The 18,028-nt window shown below is 43.3% G+C and carries 16 protein-coding genes; 4 read left to right on the plus strand and 12 right to left on the minus strand.

Going from position 1 to position 18,028, the window contains the following annotated elements; genetic code table 11:
* Positions 1 to 7: 7 nt before the first annotated feature.
* From FTV18_RS08815 to FTV18_RS08830, 4 genes are read right to left on the minus strand one after another with little or no spacing between them, the layout of a single operon-like run.
* Positions 8 to 742: a proteasome-type protease gene (locus FTV18_RS08815; RefSeq protein WP_004783888.1), complete on the minus strand. Its 735-nt coding sequence runs from the start codon at positions 740 to 742 to the stop codon at positions 8 to 10.
* Positions 743 to 762: 20 nt separating this feature from the next.
* Entirely contained in the window at positions 763 to 1,542 is a 780-nt protein-coding gene (locus FTV18_RS08820) for a transglutaminase family protein (protein ID WP_180017560.1), read from the minus strand.
* Positions 1,539 to 2,141, minus strand: a complete 603-nt coding sequence (locus FTV18_RS08825; protein ID WP_004783892.1) for an alpha-E domain-containing protein — start codon at positions 2,139 to 2,141, stop codon at positions 1,539 to 1,541. The genes FTV18_RS08820 and FTV18_RS08825 overlap by 4 nt, the downstream gene beginning before the upstream one ends.
* Positions 2,142 to 2,163: 22 nt before the next feature.
* A complete protein-coding gene (locus tag FTV18_RS08830) occupies positions 2,164 to 3,723 on the minus strand; it encodes a circularly permuted type 2 ATP-grasp protein (RefSeq protein ID WP_180017562.1) in 1,560 nt (519 codons plus the stop codon).
* A 241-nt stretch (positions 3,724 to 3,964) separates the two neighbouring features.
* On the opposite strand from FTV18_RS08830, the gene FTV18_RS08835 reads away from it, so the two are divergent.
* Positions 3,965 to 4,987, plus strand: a complete 1,023-nt coding sequence (locus FTV18_RS08835; protein WP_159123188.1) for a YafY family protein — start codon at positions 3,965 to 3,967, stop codon at positions 4,985 to 4,987.
* Between the two features lie 459 nt (positions 4,988 to 5,446).
* Positions 5,447 to 7,117, plus strand: coding sequence for an FMN-binding glutamate synthase family protein (locus FTV18_RS08840; RefSeq protein ID WP_004783900.1), 1,671 nt, complete (start codon positions 5,447 to 5,449; stop codon positions 7,115 to 7,117).
* 84 nt (positions 7,118 to 7,201) lie between these two features.
* Here the strand turns inward: FTV18_RS08840 and FTV18_RS08845 are convergent, their stop codons facing one another.
* From FTV18_RS08845 to FTV18_RS08860, 4 genes are read right to left on the minus strand one after another with little or no spacing between them, the layout of a single operon-like run.
* The gene (locus FTV18_RS08845; protein ID WP_005236036.1) at positions 7,202 to 8,245 is read right to left on the minus strand and encodes an alpha/beta hydrolase; all 1,044 of its coding nucleotides are present in this window, start codon (positions 8,243 to 8,245) and stop codon (positions 7,202 to 7,204) included.
* On the minus strand, positions 8,245 to 9,384 hold the full coding sequence (locus FTV18_RS08850; protein WP_180017564.1) for a YdcF family protein: 1,140 nt from the start codon (positions 9,382 to 9,384) through the stop codon (positions 8,245 to 8,247). Before FTV18_RS08850 ends, FTV18_RS08845 begins: the two co-directional genes overlap by 1 nt.
* A gap of 5 nt (positions 9,385 to 9,389) precedes the next feature.
* The gene (gene murB / locus FTV18_RS08855) at positions 9,390 to 10,427 is read right to left on the minus strand and encodes a UDP-N-acetylmuramate dehydrogenase (protein ID WP_180017566.1); all 1,038 of its coding nucleotides are present in this window, start codon (positions 10,425 to 10,427) and stop codon (positions 9,390 to 9,392) included.
* 3 nt (positions 10,428 to 10,430) lie between these two features.
* On the minus strand, positions 10,431 to 10,940 hold the full coding sequence (locus tag FTV18_RS08860; protein ID WP_004783908.1) for a low molecular weight protein-tyrosine-phosphatase: 510 nt from the start codon (positions 10,938 to 10,940) through the stop codon (positions 10,431 to 10,433).
* A 118-nt stretch (positions 10,941 to 11,058) separates the two neighbouring features.
* On the opposite strand from FTV18_RS08860, the gene FTV18_RS08865 reads away from it, so the two are divergent.
* Complete coding sequence (locus FTV18_RS08865; RefSeq protein WP_180017568.1) at positions 11,059 to 12,216, plus strand: iron-containing alcohol dehydrogenase; 1,158 nt, start codon at positions 11,059 to 11,061, stop codon at positions 12,214 to 12,216.
* A gap of 54 nt (positions 12,217 to 12,270) precedes the next feature.
* Positions 12,271 to 12,705, plus strand: coding sequence for a thioesterase family protein (locus tag FTV18_RS08870; protein WP_004783911.1), 435 nt, complete (start codon positions 12,271 to 12,273; stop codon positions 12,703 to 12,705).
* 7 nt (positions 12,706 to 12,712) lie between these two features.
* Here FTV18_RS08870 and dnaX read toward each other — a convergent pair whose 3' ends face one another.
* The 4 genes from dnaX to FTV18_RS08890 form a co-directional block, all read right to left on the minus strand.
* The gene (gene dnaX / locus FTV18_RS08875) at positions 12,713 to 14,803 is read right to left on the minus strand and encodes a DNA polymerase III subunit gamma/tau (protein WP_180017570.1); all 2,091 of its coding nucleotides are present in this window, start codon (positions 14,801 to 14,803) and stop codon (positions 12,713 to 12,715) included.
* 411 nt (positions 14,804 to 15,214) lie between these two features.
* Positions 15,215 to 15,658, minus strand: coding sequence for a copper resistance protein NlpE N-terminal domain-containing protein (locus FTV18_RS08880; protein ID WP_004783916.1), 444 nt, complete (start codon positions 15,656 to 15,658; stop codon positions 15,215 to 15,217).
* An 83-nt stretch (positions 15,659 to 15,741) separates the two neighbouring features.
* Positions 15,742 to 17,004, minus strand: a complete 1,263-nt coding sequence (locus FTV18_RS08885) for a serine hydrolase (protein WP_180017572.1) — start codon at positions 17,002 to 17,004, stop codon at positions 15,742 to 15,744.
* A 59-nt stretch (positions 17,005 to 17,063) separates the two neighbouring features.
* A complete protein-coding gene (locus FTV18_RS08890) occupies positions 17,064 to 17,918 on the minus strand; it encodes a MaoC/PaaZ C-terminal domain-containing protein (protein ID WP_180017574.1) in 855 nt (284 codons plus the stop codon).
* Positions 17,919 to 18,028: the final 110 nt, after the last annotated feature.

An 18,028-nucleotide genomic window follows, 5' to 3' on the forward strand; every position in this document is an offset into this window, starting at 1 on the left:
ATAAATATTATAAGAAATAATCATTCGATGGTGTAGGTAATTCCGCCAAGCCTTTCTTTAAAGTTTCTGACCACTGTCGACTGATATCCGTAAAATACTCATCGTCTTCGGCAATACGTTTACCTTTCGGCATCATCAAGCTGTCTTTTTTATAGACAAGTACATCCAGTGGCATTCCGACCGATACATTTGAACGCAAGGTAGAAGCAAAAGAAATCAAAGAACAACGTAATGCCTCATCGAGTGGCATATCATAGGTCAAGGCACGATCCAGAATCGGCTTACCATATTTACTCTCACCAATCTGGAAATATGGCGTATCCCGTGTCGCACAAATAAAATTACCTTGCGGGTAGATATGATAAAGCTGCATTTCCTGATTTTTAATCTGGCCGCCGACCAGAAAATTACAATAGTAAGTACTTTGTTCTAAACTATCATCCGTCACATTGGCAATTACTTTTTTAAGCGTATTGCCTACCAGTTCTGCAACATCAAACATGGTTGGCAAACTCAGGATATTCGGTTCCTGCCTGAGTTCTAACTGATTTCTGATATGTCCGATCACTGCCTGTGTTGTTGCCAGGTTTCCGGAGGCCTGGAGTACGATAACGCGTTCCCCATCTACCCCAAAGGTATATAATTTTCGAAAAACCGAAATGTGATCCACACCAGCATTGGTGCGTGTATCACTGATAAATAGCATACCTTGCTCTAAACGAAGGGCACAACAATACGTCATTTTTTGTCCTTATTAATAAATTAACATCCTAGTACCTGGACGATGGAATACATGGATTCCTCACCGCCTTCTTCTCTTACACCACGTACCGGTGCAACATCCCAATAGTCGCGTCCCACCGCAACATAGACATGCGCACTAGGCGTAAATAACAGGTTACTCACATCAAAACAGTACCATGCCTGTTCAATAAATACCTCAGCCCAAGCATGACTCGCCAGATGTGAGGCATTCTGTGCATAAAGATAACCTGATATATAACGTGATGGTAAACCTAAATGTTTACACATGGCGATAAAAATATGACTGTGATCCTGACAGACGCCCTGACGTGCTTCAAAAGCATCAATCGCAGAACCCTGTACCGTAGTACTATTTGATATATAAGGAACATGTTCGAGTACGGCTTGGGCCAAGCTGATTAAATGTTTACGAGTTAGTGCTGGAACATGCTGCTCTGCAAAATCCTTCATCTCTGCATTGCATTTTGTGGCTTCAGTCGGCTGTAAAAATAGATATGGATTTAAGGAATCATTTAAGCCCTGCTCATGTGCAAGATTTAGCTCAACGATGCCTTGTGCCATGATCATCAGGCTATGATAGGATTCACGCTGTGTACTGGTCATCCAGAGATTTTTAAAGGCATCATGCCGAATCACTTTCTGACCCGGTACACTGACATCCCAATAATGCACCTTCTGATGTTCATTGGTGGAAGGCATCATTTTGATGTACTGAATACTGTTCCTCACCTCGGCTGTGTACGTGTATTGCGTTTGGTGATTCACCATCAATTTCATACATCAGCCTCGAACAAGCGATGAATATGATCACTAAACTGATAAAACTGCTTCAGATCAGGTGCAGCACGTAACTGTGTCCAGTATTGCTTTACACTGCCCCAGCCAATCTCACAGAGCGTATCCACAATATAATCAATTTTACATAAGGTACGGGTAGTATCCTCACCGAGACGTAACTGCTGATCAAGCTGTTCCAGACATTGGCCCAGACTGAAAAACAGAAATACATCTGATGATTCTGCTTCCAGAATTTCAGCACAATCTGTCACGACATCGCAGATATAACCGGCATTCTGATCCGCAGTTTTAATCAGTTTCAGCAATTCGGAATAGGCTTTGCCAGACAATACACCACGCAATTCCTGAATATTGTCTTTTGCCACCTGAAACTGCTGGGTAAATGAAGTCGGCTGGGTACTATCCAGAACCAGCTCATTTAATGAACTGGCATCAAACGCAGGCAAACAGAAAGCATGTGCATAAGCCACAGCGGCTTCATCATCTAAAAATGGAAAATGCGAACATAAAAACTGGGTACGAGATAAATAACGGCCTAACCAAAAAATATGTTGCGCATTGGTATTTAACAAAACCATGACGTTATCCTTCTTTGGAATGTTATGAATGTAAGTTGTCGACTACCCAAGTATCTTTGATCCCGCCGCCTTGCGATGAGTTGACCACCAGTGAGCCTGCCTGCATGGCTACCCGGGTCAGACCACCTGGCACAATTTCAGTGCGGTAAGGTGAGCTCAAGACAAAAGGACGCAGATCAATATGTCGTTCAGCAATACCAAAATTGCTTAAAGTCGGACTGACCGACAAATCCAAAGTTGGTTGCGCAATATATAAATGCGGCGCAGCTAAAATCTTATCTCTGAAAATATCAATATGCTGTTGAGAGGCTTGTGGCCCAATCAGCATGCCGTAACCGCCAGAACCTTGTGCTTCCTTGACGACCAGCTGATCCAAATTTGCCAATACATAGTCCAGATCTTCCGGATGACGGCATTGGTAGGTTGGAACATTATTTAAAATCGGTTTTTCACCCAAATAAAAATGAATCATTTTATCGACATAAGGATAAATCGATTTATCATCTGCCACACCTGTACCCGGGGCATTTGCGATTACAACATTGTGCTGTAAATAGGCGGACATTAAGCCCGGAACACCCAAAGTACTGTCTGGTTTAAAGCACAGTGGATCAAGATAGGCGTCGTCGACTCTTCTATAAATAACATCAACCTGTTGACGCCCACGTATTGTTTTTACATAAACCTTCGAGTTCTCAACAAAAAGATCACGTGATGTCACTAAAGGCACATTCATCTCCCTTGCAAGGCAAGCGTGTTCATAGTATGCACTATTGAAACGACCCGGGGTCAAAACCACAATGAATGGATTATCGGTATAAGCATTTTCCGCCAGAATTTCTTTTAAGAGTTTTGGATATTGTTCAATACCGGCAATATTGGATTGCTCAAACACTTTTGGCATTAACTTCTGGCTGATCTTGCGGCATTCCAGCATATAAGACACCCCAGATGGCGTTCTCAGGTTATCTTCCAGTACATAAAATTCACCTTTGGAATCCCGGATAATATCAATCCCGCTAATCTGGCTATAGATACTGCCTTTCAAATGATGCTGGTACATATGTGGCTGATACGCTTCATGGGTGAGCACCTGAAGCTCAGGGACAATATTGGCTTTAAGAATATCCTGCTGATGATAAATATCATGCAGAAACAGGTTTAAGGCTTGAACACGCTGTGCTGAACCGAGTGCCACCATATTCCACTGTTTACGGGCAATCACCCGGGGAATTACATCGAAAGGAATAGTCCGCTCAGTGCCCTGCTCATCGCCGTATACGGTAAATGTAATACCGTCATAGAGAAAATGTTCTTTTGCCACTTCATTTAGCTGATTCAGTTCATCTAATGTATGCTGTGACAGCCATTCTTCAATTCGTTGACCTGCCTGGCTGTTCATCACCTGATGATTACGCATTTCATTGAAAAATTTCGAAGAAATCTCTTGGTATAAAAAATGCGGACTGTGCTTAATTGAAATATTGAGTGCTGTAGTATCTGTAAAATTTTTGCTTAAATCTGCTGCAGTATGATTTTCTACTGTTGTAATAGTATTTGTATCCTGGCTTTCTTTTAGCATACAAACCTCGTCATTGTAATCTATTATAATAAAATCAGAGCAATATCCATGCCATGACATCCATTTCGAAGTCTGTATTAACCCAGCAAAGTGCCTATTCACTCAATATCATTTTTCACCAAGATGTTTACGGATTGTAGGACAATTGTTGCGCAGAATAACTTGCGAAAAAAATCCAGATTTCTTATTGTGGTAAGCTCATATTTAATTTGTTTCCACTGATTGCCAGTAAAAATACATTATGTCAGCACAAGAAAAAGAAACCTCCAACAGCCTTTACCGCCAATGGCAAATCTTGTCGCGTCTTTCTACCGGCAAATGGATGGGAACCCGTGAACTCCAGGAAATCCTGAATCGTGAAGGGATCGAGATCAGTTTGCGTACCATTCAGCGTGATCTGAACCAGATTGCCCAGCGTTTTCCGATTGAAAGCAGTAAAACTACACCCCAGGGCTGGCGGTGGCGTTCAGATGCCCCGATTCAAAGCTTGCCGCACATGACCAGTTCACAAGCGGTAACCTTTATGATGGTGGAAGAACATTTGAAACATCTGCTGCCACCTAGTCTGATTGAAGAAATGAATCCCTGGTTTGATCTGGCTCGACGCAGCCTGTCTTCACAAAATAACGTACGACAATGGATTAACCGGGTCAGAATCGTGCCAGCTACCCAACCGCTTATTCCGCCTGTCGTTGATAAAACGGCCCAACAGGCGATTTACGAAGGCCTGTTACAGGACAAACAGCTGGAATGTGTTTATCAGGGTCGTGGTCATAATGGCGAAGAGAAAACCTATATTTTAAATCCGCTGGCATTAGTGCAAAAAGGTTCAATTATCTATCTGGTCTGTACCCGTCATGATAAATCGGATATTCAGACCTTTGCCCTGCACCGTTTTAAATCAGCAGAGGTGCTGAATTCTCGTGCCCTACACCCGGTAAATTTTGATATTGATGAATATATTGAATCTGGCGCTTTAGGATTCCGGGTCGATTTTAACCAGCCAACGGAAAATGTATTGCTTCAACTGAGCATGCCTGAATCTGATGCGCACTATTTTGAAGAAAGTCAGCTCAGCAAAGATCAAAAAATTGAAAAAATTGAAAATGGCATAGCCCTGATTAGCGCAACTGTGCCTTTTACCTCACAACTGGTTTGGTGGTTACGAAGTTTTGGCAATAAAATCAAAAATATCGAACCAAAAATAGTGGCAGATGCTGTTTATCAAGTAGAGGAAACTGATTCAGCTTCTTCCAAAGAGTAAAAAAGTCCCCATTTTGGGGACCTGATCAATTTATCATTTTATTTTTATTATTGCTCTGGTGGTCTGCTACTGAGCCAGTCTGCTTTCCTCTTGCCCCAGAAAACAGACCGGATGTGTCACATTAGAAATTAAAGAGTACGGCAGCATGAGCAAGCCAGCTCTGCATTATTAAAACGGATCGATTTTTTTGTCATAATTTACACTCCTACTGTGGGGGTAAAATCACTATAAAACGCTTAAGCCTGTTTTTGAAATAAAAAGAATGCATGCCTTTTGCACAATTTTTCCATAGAAGATTATTTGGAAAATTTATTATCTATCTAGAAGTCAGGTATAGCGGCCTACGCCCCATTTTCAGCAAGTTTATAAAATTAAAAAACAATTCTATGCTTGTATAAGCCAGGCAGCTCTGCACATTATTAAACGCTATCGTAGTGGAAATAGGAATTTAATTTCATAATGGCTAACCCTGCGCAATTAGTACGACACAAATTACTTAATACTTTCTTTTCACGGCATTCAGTCTGGTTTGCCTGCATCACCATCGCCGTTATTTTTACGATTTTTCATATCGGTTATGAGCCGCGCTATATTTATTATTTTATGCCGGCAACCTTAGTGAATACACTATGGATCGTTAGTATTCTGCTGAGCCTGCTAGGCCTATATGACGTCTTGCAGAACAGACATTCAATCTTAAAAAATTATCCGATTATGGGCCACTTCCGTTTTATCTTTGAAGAATTCCGCCCCGAAATTCGTCAGTATTTTATCGAAGCAGATCGGGATGCTTTGCCATTTTCACGTATGCAGCGTAGTCTGGTGTATCAACGGGCCAAAAATGAAAATTCAGATAAGCCTTTCGGCTCAATCATGAATGTCTATGAAGAAAACTATAAGTTTATTAGCCATTCCCTCACCCCTTGCCGACCTGCTGATCCAGAAACCTTTCGCATTCTGATCGGCAATGAACAATGTACCCAGCCTTATTCTGCTTCCATTTTGAATATCTCGGCTATGAGTTTCGGGAGTTTAAGTGCCAATGCGGTTCGGGCTTTAAATCTTGGTGCGCAAAAAGGCAAATTCTTTCATGATACCGGTGAAGGTAGTATCAGCCCTTATCATCTGGAACATGGCGGTGACATTGTCTGGGAAATTGGTAGCGGCTATTTTGGCTGCCGGACCTTAGAAGGTCAGTTTGATCCGGTAAAATTTGCAGAAAAAGCTAAGCTACCTCAGGTAAAGATGATTGAAATCAAGCTTTCACAAGGCGCCAAGCCTGGACATGGGGGGATTTTACCTAAAGCCAAGATTTCAGAAGAAATTGCTCAGATTCGCGGGATTAGCCGTGAACATGACTGTGTCTCACCTTCTGGACATCCGGCATTTAAAACCCCGATTGAAATGATGAATTTCATTCAACAACTACGTGAGCTTTCTGAAGGTAAGCCAGTCGGATTCAAGCTTTGTCTGGGTCAACCTTGGCAATTTATGAGTATGGTGAAAGCCATGCTACATACCAAAATTTATCCTGATTTTATTGTGGTAGATGGATCTGAGGGCGGTACCGGTGCTGCACCAATTGAATTGATTGACTATATGGGTACTCCTTTAAGAGAAGGTCTTTTGTTTGTGCACAATACCTTGGTCGGTGCAGGATTGAGAGACAAGATTAAAATTGGTGCAAGCGGGAAAATTATCAGTGCCTTTGATATTGCTAGTACCATGGCACTTGGAGCTGACTGGGTTAATTCAGCGCGCGGATTCATGTTTGCAGTCGGATGTATTCAGGCTCAAAGTTGTCATACCAATCAATGCCCTGTGGGAGTCACTACTCAGGATAAAGAGCGTCAAAAAGCCCTGCATGTCCCGACTAAGGCCGAGCGAGTATTTTATTTCCATAAAAATACAATGCATGCCCTGTCTGAGCTAATCGCTTCAGCAGGTTTAAAACATCCTTCTGCTATTAAACCGCATCATCTGGCACAGCGAATCAGCAATCATGAAATCAAGAACTTTGCCCAGATTCATTTCTGGCTTAAAGAAGGTGAATTATTACATTGCGAAAATAAAGATGAGGAAAATTTCTATTTCCGTATGTGGAATATGGCCAAATTGGAAAGTTTTTAGACTTAGAATAAGTGAAATTTAATCGAGTTAGAAAAGAAAAAGGCGTTTACTAAAACGCCTTTTTTTAATTGAGAGTGTCACAGTCTAATAATAGGTCTTACTGCCATGCGCATGTAAAAAGGCTGGAATTAAACCTGTGAGTGCTGCACGGATATCCGCGCGTTCATTAATCAATTGATGTGAACCTTCTTCCAGCATTAACAAAGTTTGCAGGCGGAACTTGCGACGGATAAATTCAATATTATAACGCCAGTCCACTGTCTGATCCTGAGCACCTTGAGCTAACCAGACAGGGATTCGGCAAGCTGGACGTGCTTCCATTTCCAGCATCCAGCGTGACATCGCCAGAATCCAGTCCATGCCCATCATGCGGGGTTGCAAAGGATCTTTAAGTCGGATAAAACGCAGAAATTCAGGATTATGGTTATTACGGCGGAAATGACGCGGTACTTCACGCTTGATCCGGCTAATAATGCCGAGACCGAGCGGATTATGCCACCAGGCAGTTTTAGCTGGACGAATCAACGGTGACAATAACAGCACGCGATCTACAAACGGATTTTCGCGTCGTTCTGCAAATTCGAGCAAATGATGCATCCAGATCGCACCACCGGTACTTTGTCCAATGCCAACCCAAGGTTTAGGTAATTGCTCGGCATGCTTCACATAACGATATACCGCATGCAGAACCTGCTGGTAATGATCAAAATTCTGGATACTGGCAGATGAACCATCACTCAGACCATGCCCCGGCAGATCATAGGTCAGGACACTAAAGCCCTGTTCCAGCAACTCACGTACGATCGGCTGATAAATTCCGCTATGTTCCAGATATCCATGTAATAGAAACGCCGTTCCCTGAATTTTGTCAAAACGGGTATTTTCTAGATTAGGTGTAAATACTTGCACATGCAGTTTAAACAGCGGCATCTGTACATAGCCCTGCCAATGCTTGCAATCCAGTAAATCAAAACCATACAGTCTGCGATAAGACAACAGATCAATAGTGGGCTGGTCATCCCTATTCAGGTTTAAGGGCTGTAAAAGCTGTGGCGTTGTTTCCCTGCTTGGCACAGGTAAATCCAGCTGTTTCAGGATGGTCGGGTTTAAAAACGGAATATCAGACATTAAGGCACCTCCCGACAGTCACTGGAGCCAAACCACATATCGCGGATAGTGGCCAGCATTTCATAATTGGCACGGCGACTATGATCATAATTTTGTCGACTTGGACGCCAACGGGTCAAGGACTTCGGCATCGGTGCTTCCACTGGAATCGTTTGAATACCATTCAGTGCAAACAGACGACGGGTACGCGGCATATGATAACGGTCGGTAATCAGAATCACAGTCGGTGCCCCACCTTTTTTTTGCAATAATAACGAGCTGAAACGGGTATTTTCACAGGTATTCATGCTGCGGTCTTCAAGCAATTTGGCATCGACATTGTAATTTTGTAACCAGCGCTGCATATACGGCGCTTCCACACCACTCAATACGATCGGTAACTGATACTGTTTTTCAACTGCGAGTGTGGTTTCCAGACGCAAACGCGTATAGTCATTGACCACAATATCCTTACCATTTTCATGTAAAGTTAAACCACCACCTAAGACCACAATGGCATAAGGTTTAGACTGATTGACCGGTTTCTGTTGCTGCTGTTCCTGCAGTAAAGCCAGATCTTCCTTGATTTCCTCTTTCGCTGTGACCTGTACGGCACTCGCTTCTTCATCTTCCAGAGGATGAGTCGTCAAGAATTCAATATATTGCTCAATGCGTTCCTTGTTTTCATTACTGTCCCATTCCAGCAGTTCGCGGACCTTCTGAGTCGGGTCAACGGCTTCCACAGGTTCTTGCTGAGACAATAAAGGCACTTGTGCAGGCTGGTTCTGTTCTGCTTTTTCTTCCTGCTGTTCACGCTGATGTTCTTCAATCATCTGTTGCAGTATCTTGTAGCGTGCCTGAATCAGCATCAGATTGGCAGAATGATTGTGCTGGATATCCTGCTCCATCACACGCAAATAAGCCTGACGGGCAATCCACTGATCAGAACCTGGTTCAAGCGTATCATCTTCACTTAGGGAAGCCATTTTCTGACTTTGTGCTGCGACTTCATTAATTTCAAAGGACACAAATCTGTTGAGTCCCTTAACCACGAGCTGAGAATAAAATGGCGAATAGATCAACATCACCAGACAGCCGAAAAATACAAACAGTCCTGCGACGATTTGTACTAAACGGACCATCCAATGGGTGTTTTTCATATACGTTATTTATCCTGATGAGATCGAATTAAGCCTTTACAATCAAATAATACCGGTTCAGGCTCGAGCATAATCTTGAATTTGTCCCAGACAGCCTGCTGTACTGCGCCATAGGCTTGACGGACATCCGTCAGAGAAGCATGACCATAGTTCACCAGAACCAGTGCCTGTTTATGGAACATGCCTACTGACCCAAGCTGTTTCCCCTTCCAGCCTGCCTGATCAATCAGCCAGCCTGCCGCCATTTTAACCTGATCATTGGCCTGTGGATAATGGGGCAAATTAGAAAAATGCACAGCAATTCGGTCAAAAACCTGTTGATTTACGATAGGATTTTTAAAGAAACTTCCCACGTTTGGAAATTCTTTAGGGTCAGGAAGTTTGCTCTGACGAATCCGGATCACCTGCTGCTGCAAGTTTTCTGCTGTGAGATTATCACCCACCGCTGCTTTAAGATCACCATAATTCAGTTTCAGATTTGCCTGTTTTAGTAATTTAAAAGTAACGTGTGTAATCACATAACGTGTTGGATCATCTTTAAAAATACTATGACGATAGGAAAAATGACAGTCTGAAGCAGGAATGGAATCAAATTTTTTCAGCTTACGGTCATAGACCTCTACCGCATGAATAAATTCGCCGACTTCGACACCATATGCCCCAATATTCTGCACTGGAGATGCGCCGACCAGTCCGGGAATCAGGGCCAGATTCTGTAGACCATAGAGTTTCTGTTCTGTCGTCCAGAGTACGAAGTCATGCCAAACTTGGCCCCCACCTACCCGCAGAAATTGATGCTGCTCATTTCCTTCCAGCATTTCAATGCCCTGGATATCCATATGCAGGACGAGAGCATCAATCTGTTCCGGCAATAACATATTGCTACCGCCAGAAAGAATCAGCACATTCAGTTGTTGCTGCTCAGCAAACTCCAGTGCAGCAATCAGATCATCAGTTGATTGGATCCGGCTGTAGTAAGCGGCAATCGCTTCGAGATTTAGCGTATTAAAAGGTTTAAGTTGAACCTGAGTCTGAATCTGCATGACTTAAACCTTTTCTGTTTGATGTTGTTTAAAAATTTCTACCCAGGCCCGACTGCTGGACTCACATTGGTTCAGGACACGCTCAAAACCATCTGCCCCGCCATAATATGGATCTGGCAAAGCCTGTTTTGGATAGTGCTGATCATGTTCACTCATTAAAGCAACCTGGGCACGCAGGCGTCCGAATTCTGCCTCTGCCTGATGCTGGAGCGCCTGAATATCTGCCAGATTTTCCAGATCCATCGCTAGAATCAGATCATAATCAATAAAATCATGGGTTTTGAGTTGACGCGCACGCAGGCCAGAAAGATCATAACCCCGTTTTAAGGCATGTTGCTGGCTACGCAAATCAGGTGCTTTCCCCGGATGGTAATTACTGGTTCCTGCTGAGTCGACCACAATATCGAGTTTCTGTTCATCACAATAATGTCTGAGTACCACTTCTGCCGTGGGAGAACGACAAATATTTCCCAAACAAACACATAACACCTTATATGGCGTTCTGGATGACATAAACAACCTCAGAGTTAATCATTTTCAAGATACTTATGTTAAGTTATTTACCTGATGAATCCTATATCACCGCCCCATAATAATTTTGTATTTGCGATAAAAATTAAAGGATAAAGACATGAATCGATTTCAGTTTCAAACCGTTCCCAACATCATCGCCGGCCTCGGCACGATTCAGGAATTATCCTCTATTCTCAAACAGGGCCGTTATCAGCGTGTTTTACTGGTCACTGACCCAGGTATGTTACAGCATCAATTACACCTGCCTATTCTGGAAATTATTGAAGATGCGGGACTGGATTATGCAATTTATTCCGATGTACAGGCCGATCCACCTGAGCATGTAGTGCTTGAAGCAGCAGATTTTGCCAAACAGGAAAATGTCGATATCGTGATTGGCTTTGGTGGTGGCAGCTCTATGGATGTCGCCAAGCTGATTGCAATCTTGAGTCATCCGTCACAGCACCAATCTTTGTCTGATCTGTATGGCGTAAATCAGGCTACTGGCCCCCGTTTGCCCTTGATTTTGGTTCCTACCACTGCAGGTACGGGATCTGAAGTTACTCCGATTTCAATTGTCACTACAGGTGAAACTACAAAAACCGGAATTGTGGCACCGATCCTGTTTGCAGATACTGCCATTCTGGATGCAACCTTTACCCAAAATCTGCCGCCCTTAATTACTGCTGCGACCGGCATTGATGCCATGGTCCATGCCATTGAAGCTTATACTTCTAAAATCAAAAAAAATCCCTATTCCGATATGCTGGCCAAGCATGCCTTAAAACTGTTAAATGCCAATCTGCAACGTGTGCTGGACGATGGTCAGGATCTGGACGCACGTCAAAACATGCTGGTCGGCTCGATGCTAGCAGGTCAAGCTTTTGCCAATGCACCAGTAGGTGCAGTGCATGCTTTGGCTTATCCATTAGGTGGACATTTCCATATTTCGCATGGACATAGTAATGCACTGGTATTAACTGAGGTGATGAAATTTAATACGCCGGATGCCAAATCGCTCTATGCCGAACTGATGTGCTGGTTAGATCCACAAAGCAAAGGCTGTCACGATGGCCTGACTGACCTGTTTATTGATCATTTTAATAACCATCTGGTGAAAAGTGGCTTAACCCTGAAACTCAAACAGTTAGGAATTCCTGAACATATGCTGATGATTATGGCGGAAGATGCCATGAAACAGAGCCGCCTGTTACAGAACAATCCACGTGAACTTACTCTGGAAGATGCTTACAACATCTATCAGGTGATCTATTAGATTTAGGATTATTTTCGACACAGCAGATCTAGCCACTACAAGTTATTTAAAAATATGAAAGCAGCTCTTAAACAACGCGAACATTATTCATTTTTTCTGCCGATACAGACTCGTTGGGCAGACAATGATCTGTATGGCCATGTCAATAATGTCACTTATTATAGCTATTTTGATACGGCCGCGAATGCCCTTTTGATTCAGGAAGCCGCATTTGATCCCAAATATTCTCCAATGATTGGACTGGTGGTCAGCTCGCAATGCCAGTTCAATCAGGAGCTGTCTTATCCGGAAATTATTGAGGTAGGTGTCGCCATAGAAAAAATGGGGAATAGTTCTCTCAGCTATGATCTGGCAATCTTTAAAATGAATTCTGATACGGCAGCCGCTCAAGGCAGTTTTGTGCATGTGTTTGTCGATCGCCACACACGAAAAAGCACCCCGATTCCAGCTGAAATGCGGGATGCTTTAGCGCGTTTTGTCTCAGCCTAAAATTATTTTATTTCAGCTGAATATTGTGCAATTCACCATCAAACTGTTCCAGCAAGTCACGTATAGCCGGTTCAGCATGCAGCAGCTCTTCTGCACGTTTAAAAGCGCGTACTTTACGTTCTTGCTGCATGGTATATGGCGTTAACTGCTCTACATCTTCAAACTTCACCTGGAAAATGGTCTGCGGCCATTGTTCCCGCAAAGCTGCTTCCAGATGATGTTGTAGCTGCGACAAAAGCGGCTGATAACGCTCTGGAATATGGAAGACCGATGCTGCATTAATCTGGCCGGTCATGATGCCATACTGAGCCAGTTCCTGAACTGCCGGAGATAACTGGCTATTACGGAACCAGAATTCCCATTTTTCTACCGTCCATTCACCCTGCATATCCTGTACCGGAATTTGCAGAATATCCTGCGGCATCAGATTACGGTCTGTAGAAACATTCGTATTTGCGATCTGAGTAGATGCAACCTCAGTCTGAGTAGAAATTTCTGGCTGGCTTTCATCTGCTTTATGAATCACTTGTTCTGATTCAGGAGCTAAAGCATCCAGACTAAACTCGGATTCTTGTTCTACTGGTGCAGCAGTATCATTTTCAGGAATGAATTCTTCTAAGAGAAAATCATCACTGCTGGCTTCAGGGCTGGATGGAACAGGTTCTGCAGGAACATCGTCAAAACCAAACAGGCCATCTTCCAGGTTTGGATCAAATACAATCTGATCAGACTCAGATTGTTCTACTCTAGTTGATTCAGCTTGTATGACTTGAGGCTCAGAATTGGTTTCTGGCTCGTCTTCATCCAGAAAATCATTCGAAGATGGTTCAGACTGTGCAGTGACTGGATTATCATCCTGATCGTCTTCATAGCCAGCATCTAATGAAAAATCTTCTACAGCAGCTTGAGCAACCGGAGCACTTTCCTGCTGCGTTATCTGATTTTGTTGTGGAGCTGAAGCAGCAGGTACAGCTTGTTGTATCTGAGCTGTATTAGTTGGAATTTCATTGGGCTGTAGCGGACGGAAGGCTAGCAAACGCAGCACCGTCATCTCAAAGCCTTGCTCCTGCGTAACCGCAAGCTGTAGGTCAGCCCGGCCTTTACAGGCAATCTGATAATACAGTTGCAAATCTTGTGCTGAAATCAAAGCCGATAACTGCATGATCTTTTGATTGATCTCGGCACTGTATTTCAGGCTTAAATCTGGCAGGTATTGTAATAAAGCCAGTTCATGCAAGGTAGAAATCAACTGATCTAATACCAGTGATACATCCAGCGCCTGCTGACGGAATTGCAATAATAATTCGCTAACACGTGCTTTCTGGTTCTGATGAATCGCCAGAATCAGATCATAGATGATGGTTCGGTCGATCAAGCCCAGCATGTCTTTGACATCCTGATGCTGGATAGCCCCCTGACCATAGGCAATCGCCTGATCTGTTAAGGATAAGGCATCACGAAGCGAGCCCTGTGCTGATTCTGCAATCTGCCAGATCGCATCCTGATCAGCCTGAATGCTTTCTTTCGTCAGGATATTGCCCAGATGTTCGGTAATTTCATCGACAGCCAATGGACGCAAAGTGAATTGCAGACAGCGAGAAATAACTGTAATCGGCAACTTTTGTGGATCTGTGGTTGCGAACAGGAATTTGACATGCTCCGGTGGTTCTTCCAGTGTCTTTAATAGAGCATTGAAGGAATGCGTGGACAGCATATGTACTTCATCGATCAGATAGACCTTGAAACGACCCTGAGTTGGCGCATAAGGGACATTGTCCAGCAGCTCACGGGTATCTTCGACTTTGGTACGTGATGCCGCATCGATCTCAATCAAGTCAATAAAACGGCCTTCATTGACGGCCGTACAGGTCGGACAGACTTCACAAGGGGTCGAAGTCACGCCAGTTTCACAGTTCAGACATTTTGCAAGAATACGTGCAATCGTGGTTTTACCTACACCGCGCGTGCCCGTAAACAAATAGGCATGGTGCAGACGACCGCGTTCTAACGCACTGGTTAATGCACGAGAAACATGGTTTTGACCCACCAATTCATTGAAATTACGAGGACGATATTTTCGTGCAAGTACCTGATACATGTATGCTCCTTTTTACAGGTCTAAGCATACTGTTTTTTTATAAAATAGTGAATGAATTAATCAGTTATGATCTGGAGAGATAGGTCTATCAATCTGATTTAAATCAACTATCTCGAAGCTGTTTGCTCCATTTTTATGCCTGACAGGAATATCAGGATATTTTTAGTATATTTGGAAAATAAAATATCTATTGATTTTCGCTCTATTTGAGCGGATTAATACAATCTTAGAAATAAAAATTTCTGATCAAAGATAAATGAAAAATCTTCTACAGCAGCTTGAGCAACCGGAGCACTTTCCTGCTGCGTTATCTGATTTTGTTGTGGAGCTGAAGCAGCAGGTACAGCTTGTTGTATCTGAGCTGTATTAGTTGGAATTTCATTGGGCTGTAAAGGATTGGGTTGAATCTGTTTAAGCGAATCGCCCTAAAATAAAATCACTCTGCATCTGGTAGCGTTTACCGCTTTTGTCTTCACGGATTTCCAGCACATGCTCTTCCAGATCAACATACAGTAAATTACGAGTCGCTACATTCACCAGTTCAATCTTCTGATGAGAATCATCTTGGAAACGAATCGGGCCGCTAAAGGTTTCCACCTCATTATGTCCACTCAGGCTTTCACGTTCTAAAGTATAAGTCTGATCTTCATGCAGAGTTAGCATGACAGCCATGCCCGGACAATCATCACAACGGGACAAGCAGCCCATGCAAGGAGTTGTACCCTGATACTCTCCCGCCCATGCTGGAATCTGTGCCTTGGCTTCAACAATAGTATTTTTAGCTGATTGGGTTTGATCCTGACAACCGAATAAAGCACCGGTTGCCACTAAGGGAATCAGTATTACTTTTTTCATGGTTTCATTTCGCAGCGCTGGAATTTGCCACAAAATAGCATATTTTAAATGACTGACTAAACTCCCAAATCAAGGATATTCAGTTAGCGCCAGCCTTTTCTTCCCGTCAATACCGCATCAGCACAGCGCAAAGTTTCCTGCGTCAGCCCCCAAAGACGGTAATCTCCAGTTAATGAACCTGTTGGGAAGTTATGGGTATAGGCAAAACTTAAACCGCGTTCCGGATCACACCAGGCACCAGAACCGTTAAAGCCCATATGACCAAAACCTGTAGAGGCTTTACCCAATGTCAAAATACGGTGATAACCCAGACGCCAGTGCATTGGCACAGGCATCACCCGATCACGACGGGTATATTGCACCTGGCTTAGTCGCTGGAATACTGGAGGTGAAATCAACTGCTGGCCTTGCCAAGCACCGTGATTGGCCAACATCGCATAGATTTTTGCCAGACTGTCTGCAGTAAAGACGCCATTAGCTGAAGGAATAATCGCCTGTAATCCCTCATCACTAAAGAAGCTAAAATTCTTCATGCCTTTAGGAATCATGCCATCCTGAAAATCTTGTGGACTCTGACCACTCCAGACCAGAGCACGCTCCATTAAACCGGGTTTGCGTGTAACTACTCTTTTGCCTTTAGAAGATTGAGATGCAGATTTTGCTTTAAAGATCGGTCGCGCAACTCGAGGCAGTTCATCCAGCGGCACACTAAAATAGGCACCATTTAATTGCAGAGGCTGAACTAAATATTCCTGCATTAATTGGCCTAATGATTTACCGGTTGCCTTTTCCAGTACTCCCCCCACCTGCCAGCCAAAAGTCAAAGGTTGATAAGCGGCATCAGTCGTGGTCTGAAAACGTGGTTCAGCTGCCGCGATCCGCTCCAGCATGTGTGACCAGTCAGCCATTTCAGTGGCATCATCAATGATATTACGGATATCAAACAAACCACTTTGATGGCTCAGCATATGTGCCAAAGTAATAGAGCGTTTACCTTTCTGGGCAAATTCAGGCCAGTATTCTGCAACTGATCTGTCATAGTCCAGATAACCTTTACTGACCAGAATATGCGCTAGGGTTGCTAGTACACCTTTGCCAGTGGAATAGCATAGTGACATGGTATCGGGCTGCCAGTTTTCAGTGACAGACTTCTTTCCGGTATAAATATCGACAACTTTTTGTCCCTGAAAATATACAACAAGTGCCGCACCACCCTGATCAGTACGTGCATCCTGTAAGCGGCTAAACTGACGAGCAAGGTCGCGAAAACGCGCATCCACATTGCCCTGATAATTATGCTGATCAGCAAACAGATAATCTTTAATTGGCTGCATCATTCTATCCATAGAATTTTGATCCCTTAAAATGAAAAAGCCTAAATCGAGTTTAGGCTTTTGATTCAGATTTAAATCGCTTTTACATGGCCGGTCACATGCGGCTTCTGGTTTTTGCTGTTCCGGATCAGAAAGTCTGTATCATTCGCTGCTTGAGCAGTCAGGAACTCAACTTTAGAGGGTAAGTACATCGGCAGCTTAAACCAGACATCGGCTTCATACGCATCCGGCAATGACAGATTAGCCAGCGCTTTGGCTTTGCTCCACATACCATGTGCAATCGCCTGTTTAAAACCAAAAGCCTTCGCTGTAACAGCATGAATATGAATCAGATTAAAATCACCTGAGGTCATGGCATAACGGCGGCCGGTATTTTCTGAAATTTTCCATTCAGTATTTAGCTTATAGTCTGGCGCTTTACTTTCTGCCGGTTTAACAGCCGCTTTAACATCAGTCTTTTGACGTGAAAGATAAGTCGTTAATGCCTCAACGACGACTTCATTGCCTACTTTGACTGTGGTAATAAAATCAAACTGAACACCTTTGTCATGAGGCTGTAACTCACCAAATTTGCATGACAGGGTTAAAGTCTCATTTACACCGACTTTACGGTACTGCTTGACCTGATTACGGATATGTACCAGTCCTAAAATCGGGAACGGAAATGCTTCCGAGGTCATCATGTGCATTTGCAGACTTTGAGACAGCACGGTCAAATAAATAGCTGGAATATAACCATTATTTTTAAAGCCACATACTTCATTATAGGCTTTTAAATGTTTCTGATCGACCTTGAATGAATCCACCACATATTCAACTTGCGGTAGAACTTTTTCAGCTTTCGGCTTTTTAAAAATCAAGCCTTGAATCACTTTTGAATAGGCTAAATAAGGTTTTGGAAGTTGACTAAAATGGCGCGTATTCATACTGAACCTTTAAAATATTCTTTTCATTTATATATGAGTGGAGTTCTCTCTCCCTTTGGGAGAGAGTTAGAGAGAGGGCTAAAAAAAGGCCCCTAATCTCCCTCTCCTAA

Source organism: Acinetobacter sp. YH12241, from assembly GCF_013417535.1.
In the GTDB taxonomy this organism is placed as follows: Bacteria; Pseudomonadota; Gammaproteobacteria; order Pseudomonadales; family Moraxellaceae; genus Acinetobacter.

Excerpts from the sequence above, each read along its gene's own strand:
- FTV18_RS08865 (WP_180017568.1), top strand. The coding sequence starts at position 11,059 with ATGAATCGATTTCAGTTTCAAACCGTTCCCAACATCATCGCCGGCCTC.
- FTV18_RS08880 (WP_004783916.1), bottom strand. The coding sequence starts at position 15,658 with ATGAAAAAAGTAATACTGATTCCCTTAGTGGCAACCGGTGCTTTATTC.
- FTV18_RS08885 (WP_180017572.1), bottom strand. The coding sequence starts at position 17,004 with ATGGATAGAATGATGCAGCCAATTAAAGATTATCTGTTTGCTGATCAG.
- FTV18_RS08860 (WP_004783908.1), bottom strand. The coding sequence starts at position 10,940 with ATGTCATCCAGAACGCCATATAAGGTGTTATGTGTTTGTTTGGGAAAT.
- FTV18_RS08830 (WP_180017562.1), bottom strand. The coding sequence starts at position 3,723 with ATGCTAAAAGAAAGCCAGGATACAAATACTATTACAACAGTAGAAAAT.
- murB (WP_180017566.1), bottom strand. The coding sequence starts at position 10,427 with ATGCAGATTCAGACTCAGGTTCAACTTAAACCTTTTAATACGCTAAAT.
- FTV18_RS08870 (WP_004783911.1), top strand. The coding sequence starts at position 12,271 with ATGAAAGCAGCTCTTAAACAACGCGAACATTATTCATTTTTTCTGCCG.
- FTV18_RS08890 (WP_180017574.1), bottom strand. The coding sequence starts at position 17,918 with ATGAATACGCGCCATTTTAGTCAACTTCCAAAACCTTATTTAGCCTAT.
- FTV18_RS08820 (WP_180017560.1), bottom strand. The coding sequence starts at position 1,542 with ATGAAATTGATGGTGAATCACCAAACGCAATACACGTACACAGCCGAG.
- FTV18_RS08850 (WP_180017564.1), bottom strand. The coding sequence starts at position 9,384 with ATGAAAAACACCCATTGGATGGTCCGTTTAGTACAAATCGTCGCAGGA.
- FTV18_RS08845 (WP_005236036.1), bottom strand. The coding sequence starts at position 8,245 with ATGTCTGATATTCCGTTTTTAAACCCGACCATCCTGAAACAGCTGGAT.
- dnaX (WP_180017570.1), bottom strand. The coding sequence starts at position 14,803 with ATGTATCAGGTACTTGCACGAAAATATCGTCCTCGTAATTTCAATGAA.
- FTV18_RS08835 (WP_159123188.1), top strand. The coding sequence starts at position 3,965 with ATGTCAGCACAAGAAAAAGAAACCTCCAACAGCCTTTACCGCCAATGG.
- FTV18_RS08815 (WP_004783888.1), bottom strand. The coding sequence starts at position 742 with ATGACGTATTGTTGTGCCCTTCGTTTAGAGCAAGGTATGCTATTTATC.
- FTV18_RS08840 (WP_004783900.1), top strand. The coding sequence starts at position 5,447 with ATGGCTAACCCTGCGCAATTAGTACGACACAAATTACTTAATACTTTC.
- FTV18_RS08825 (WP_004783892.1), bottom strand. The coding sequence starts at position 2,141 with ATGGTTTTGTTAAATACCAATGCGCAACATATTTTTTGGTTAGGCCGT.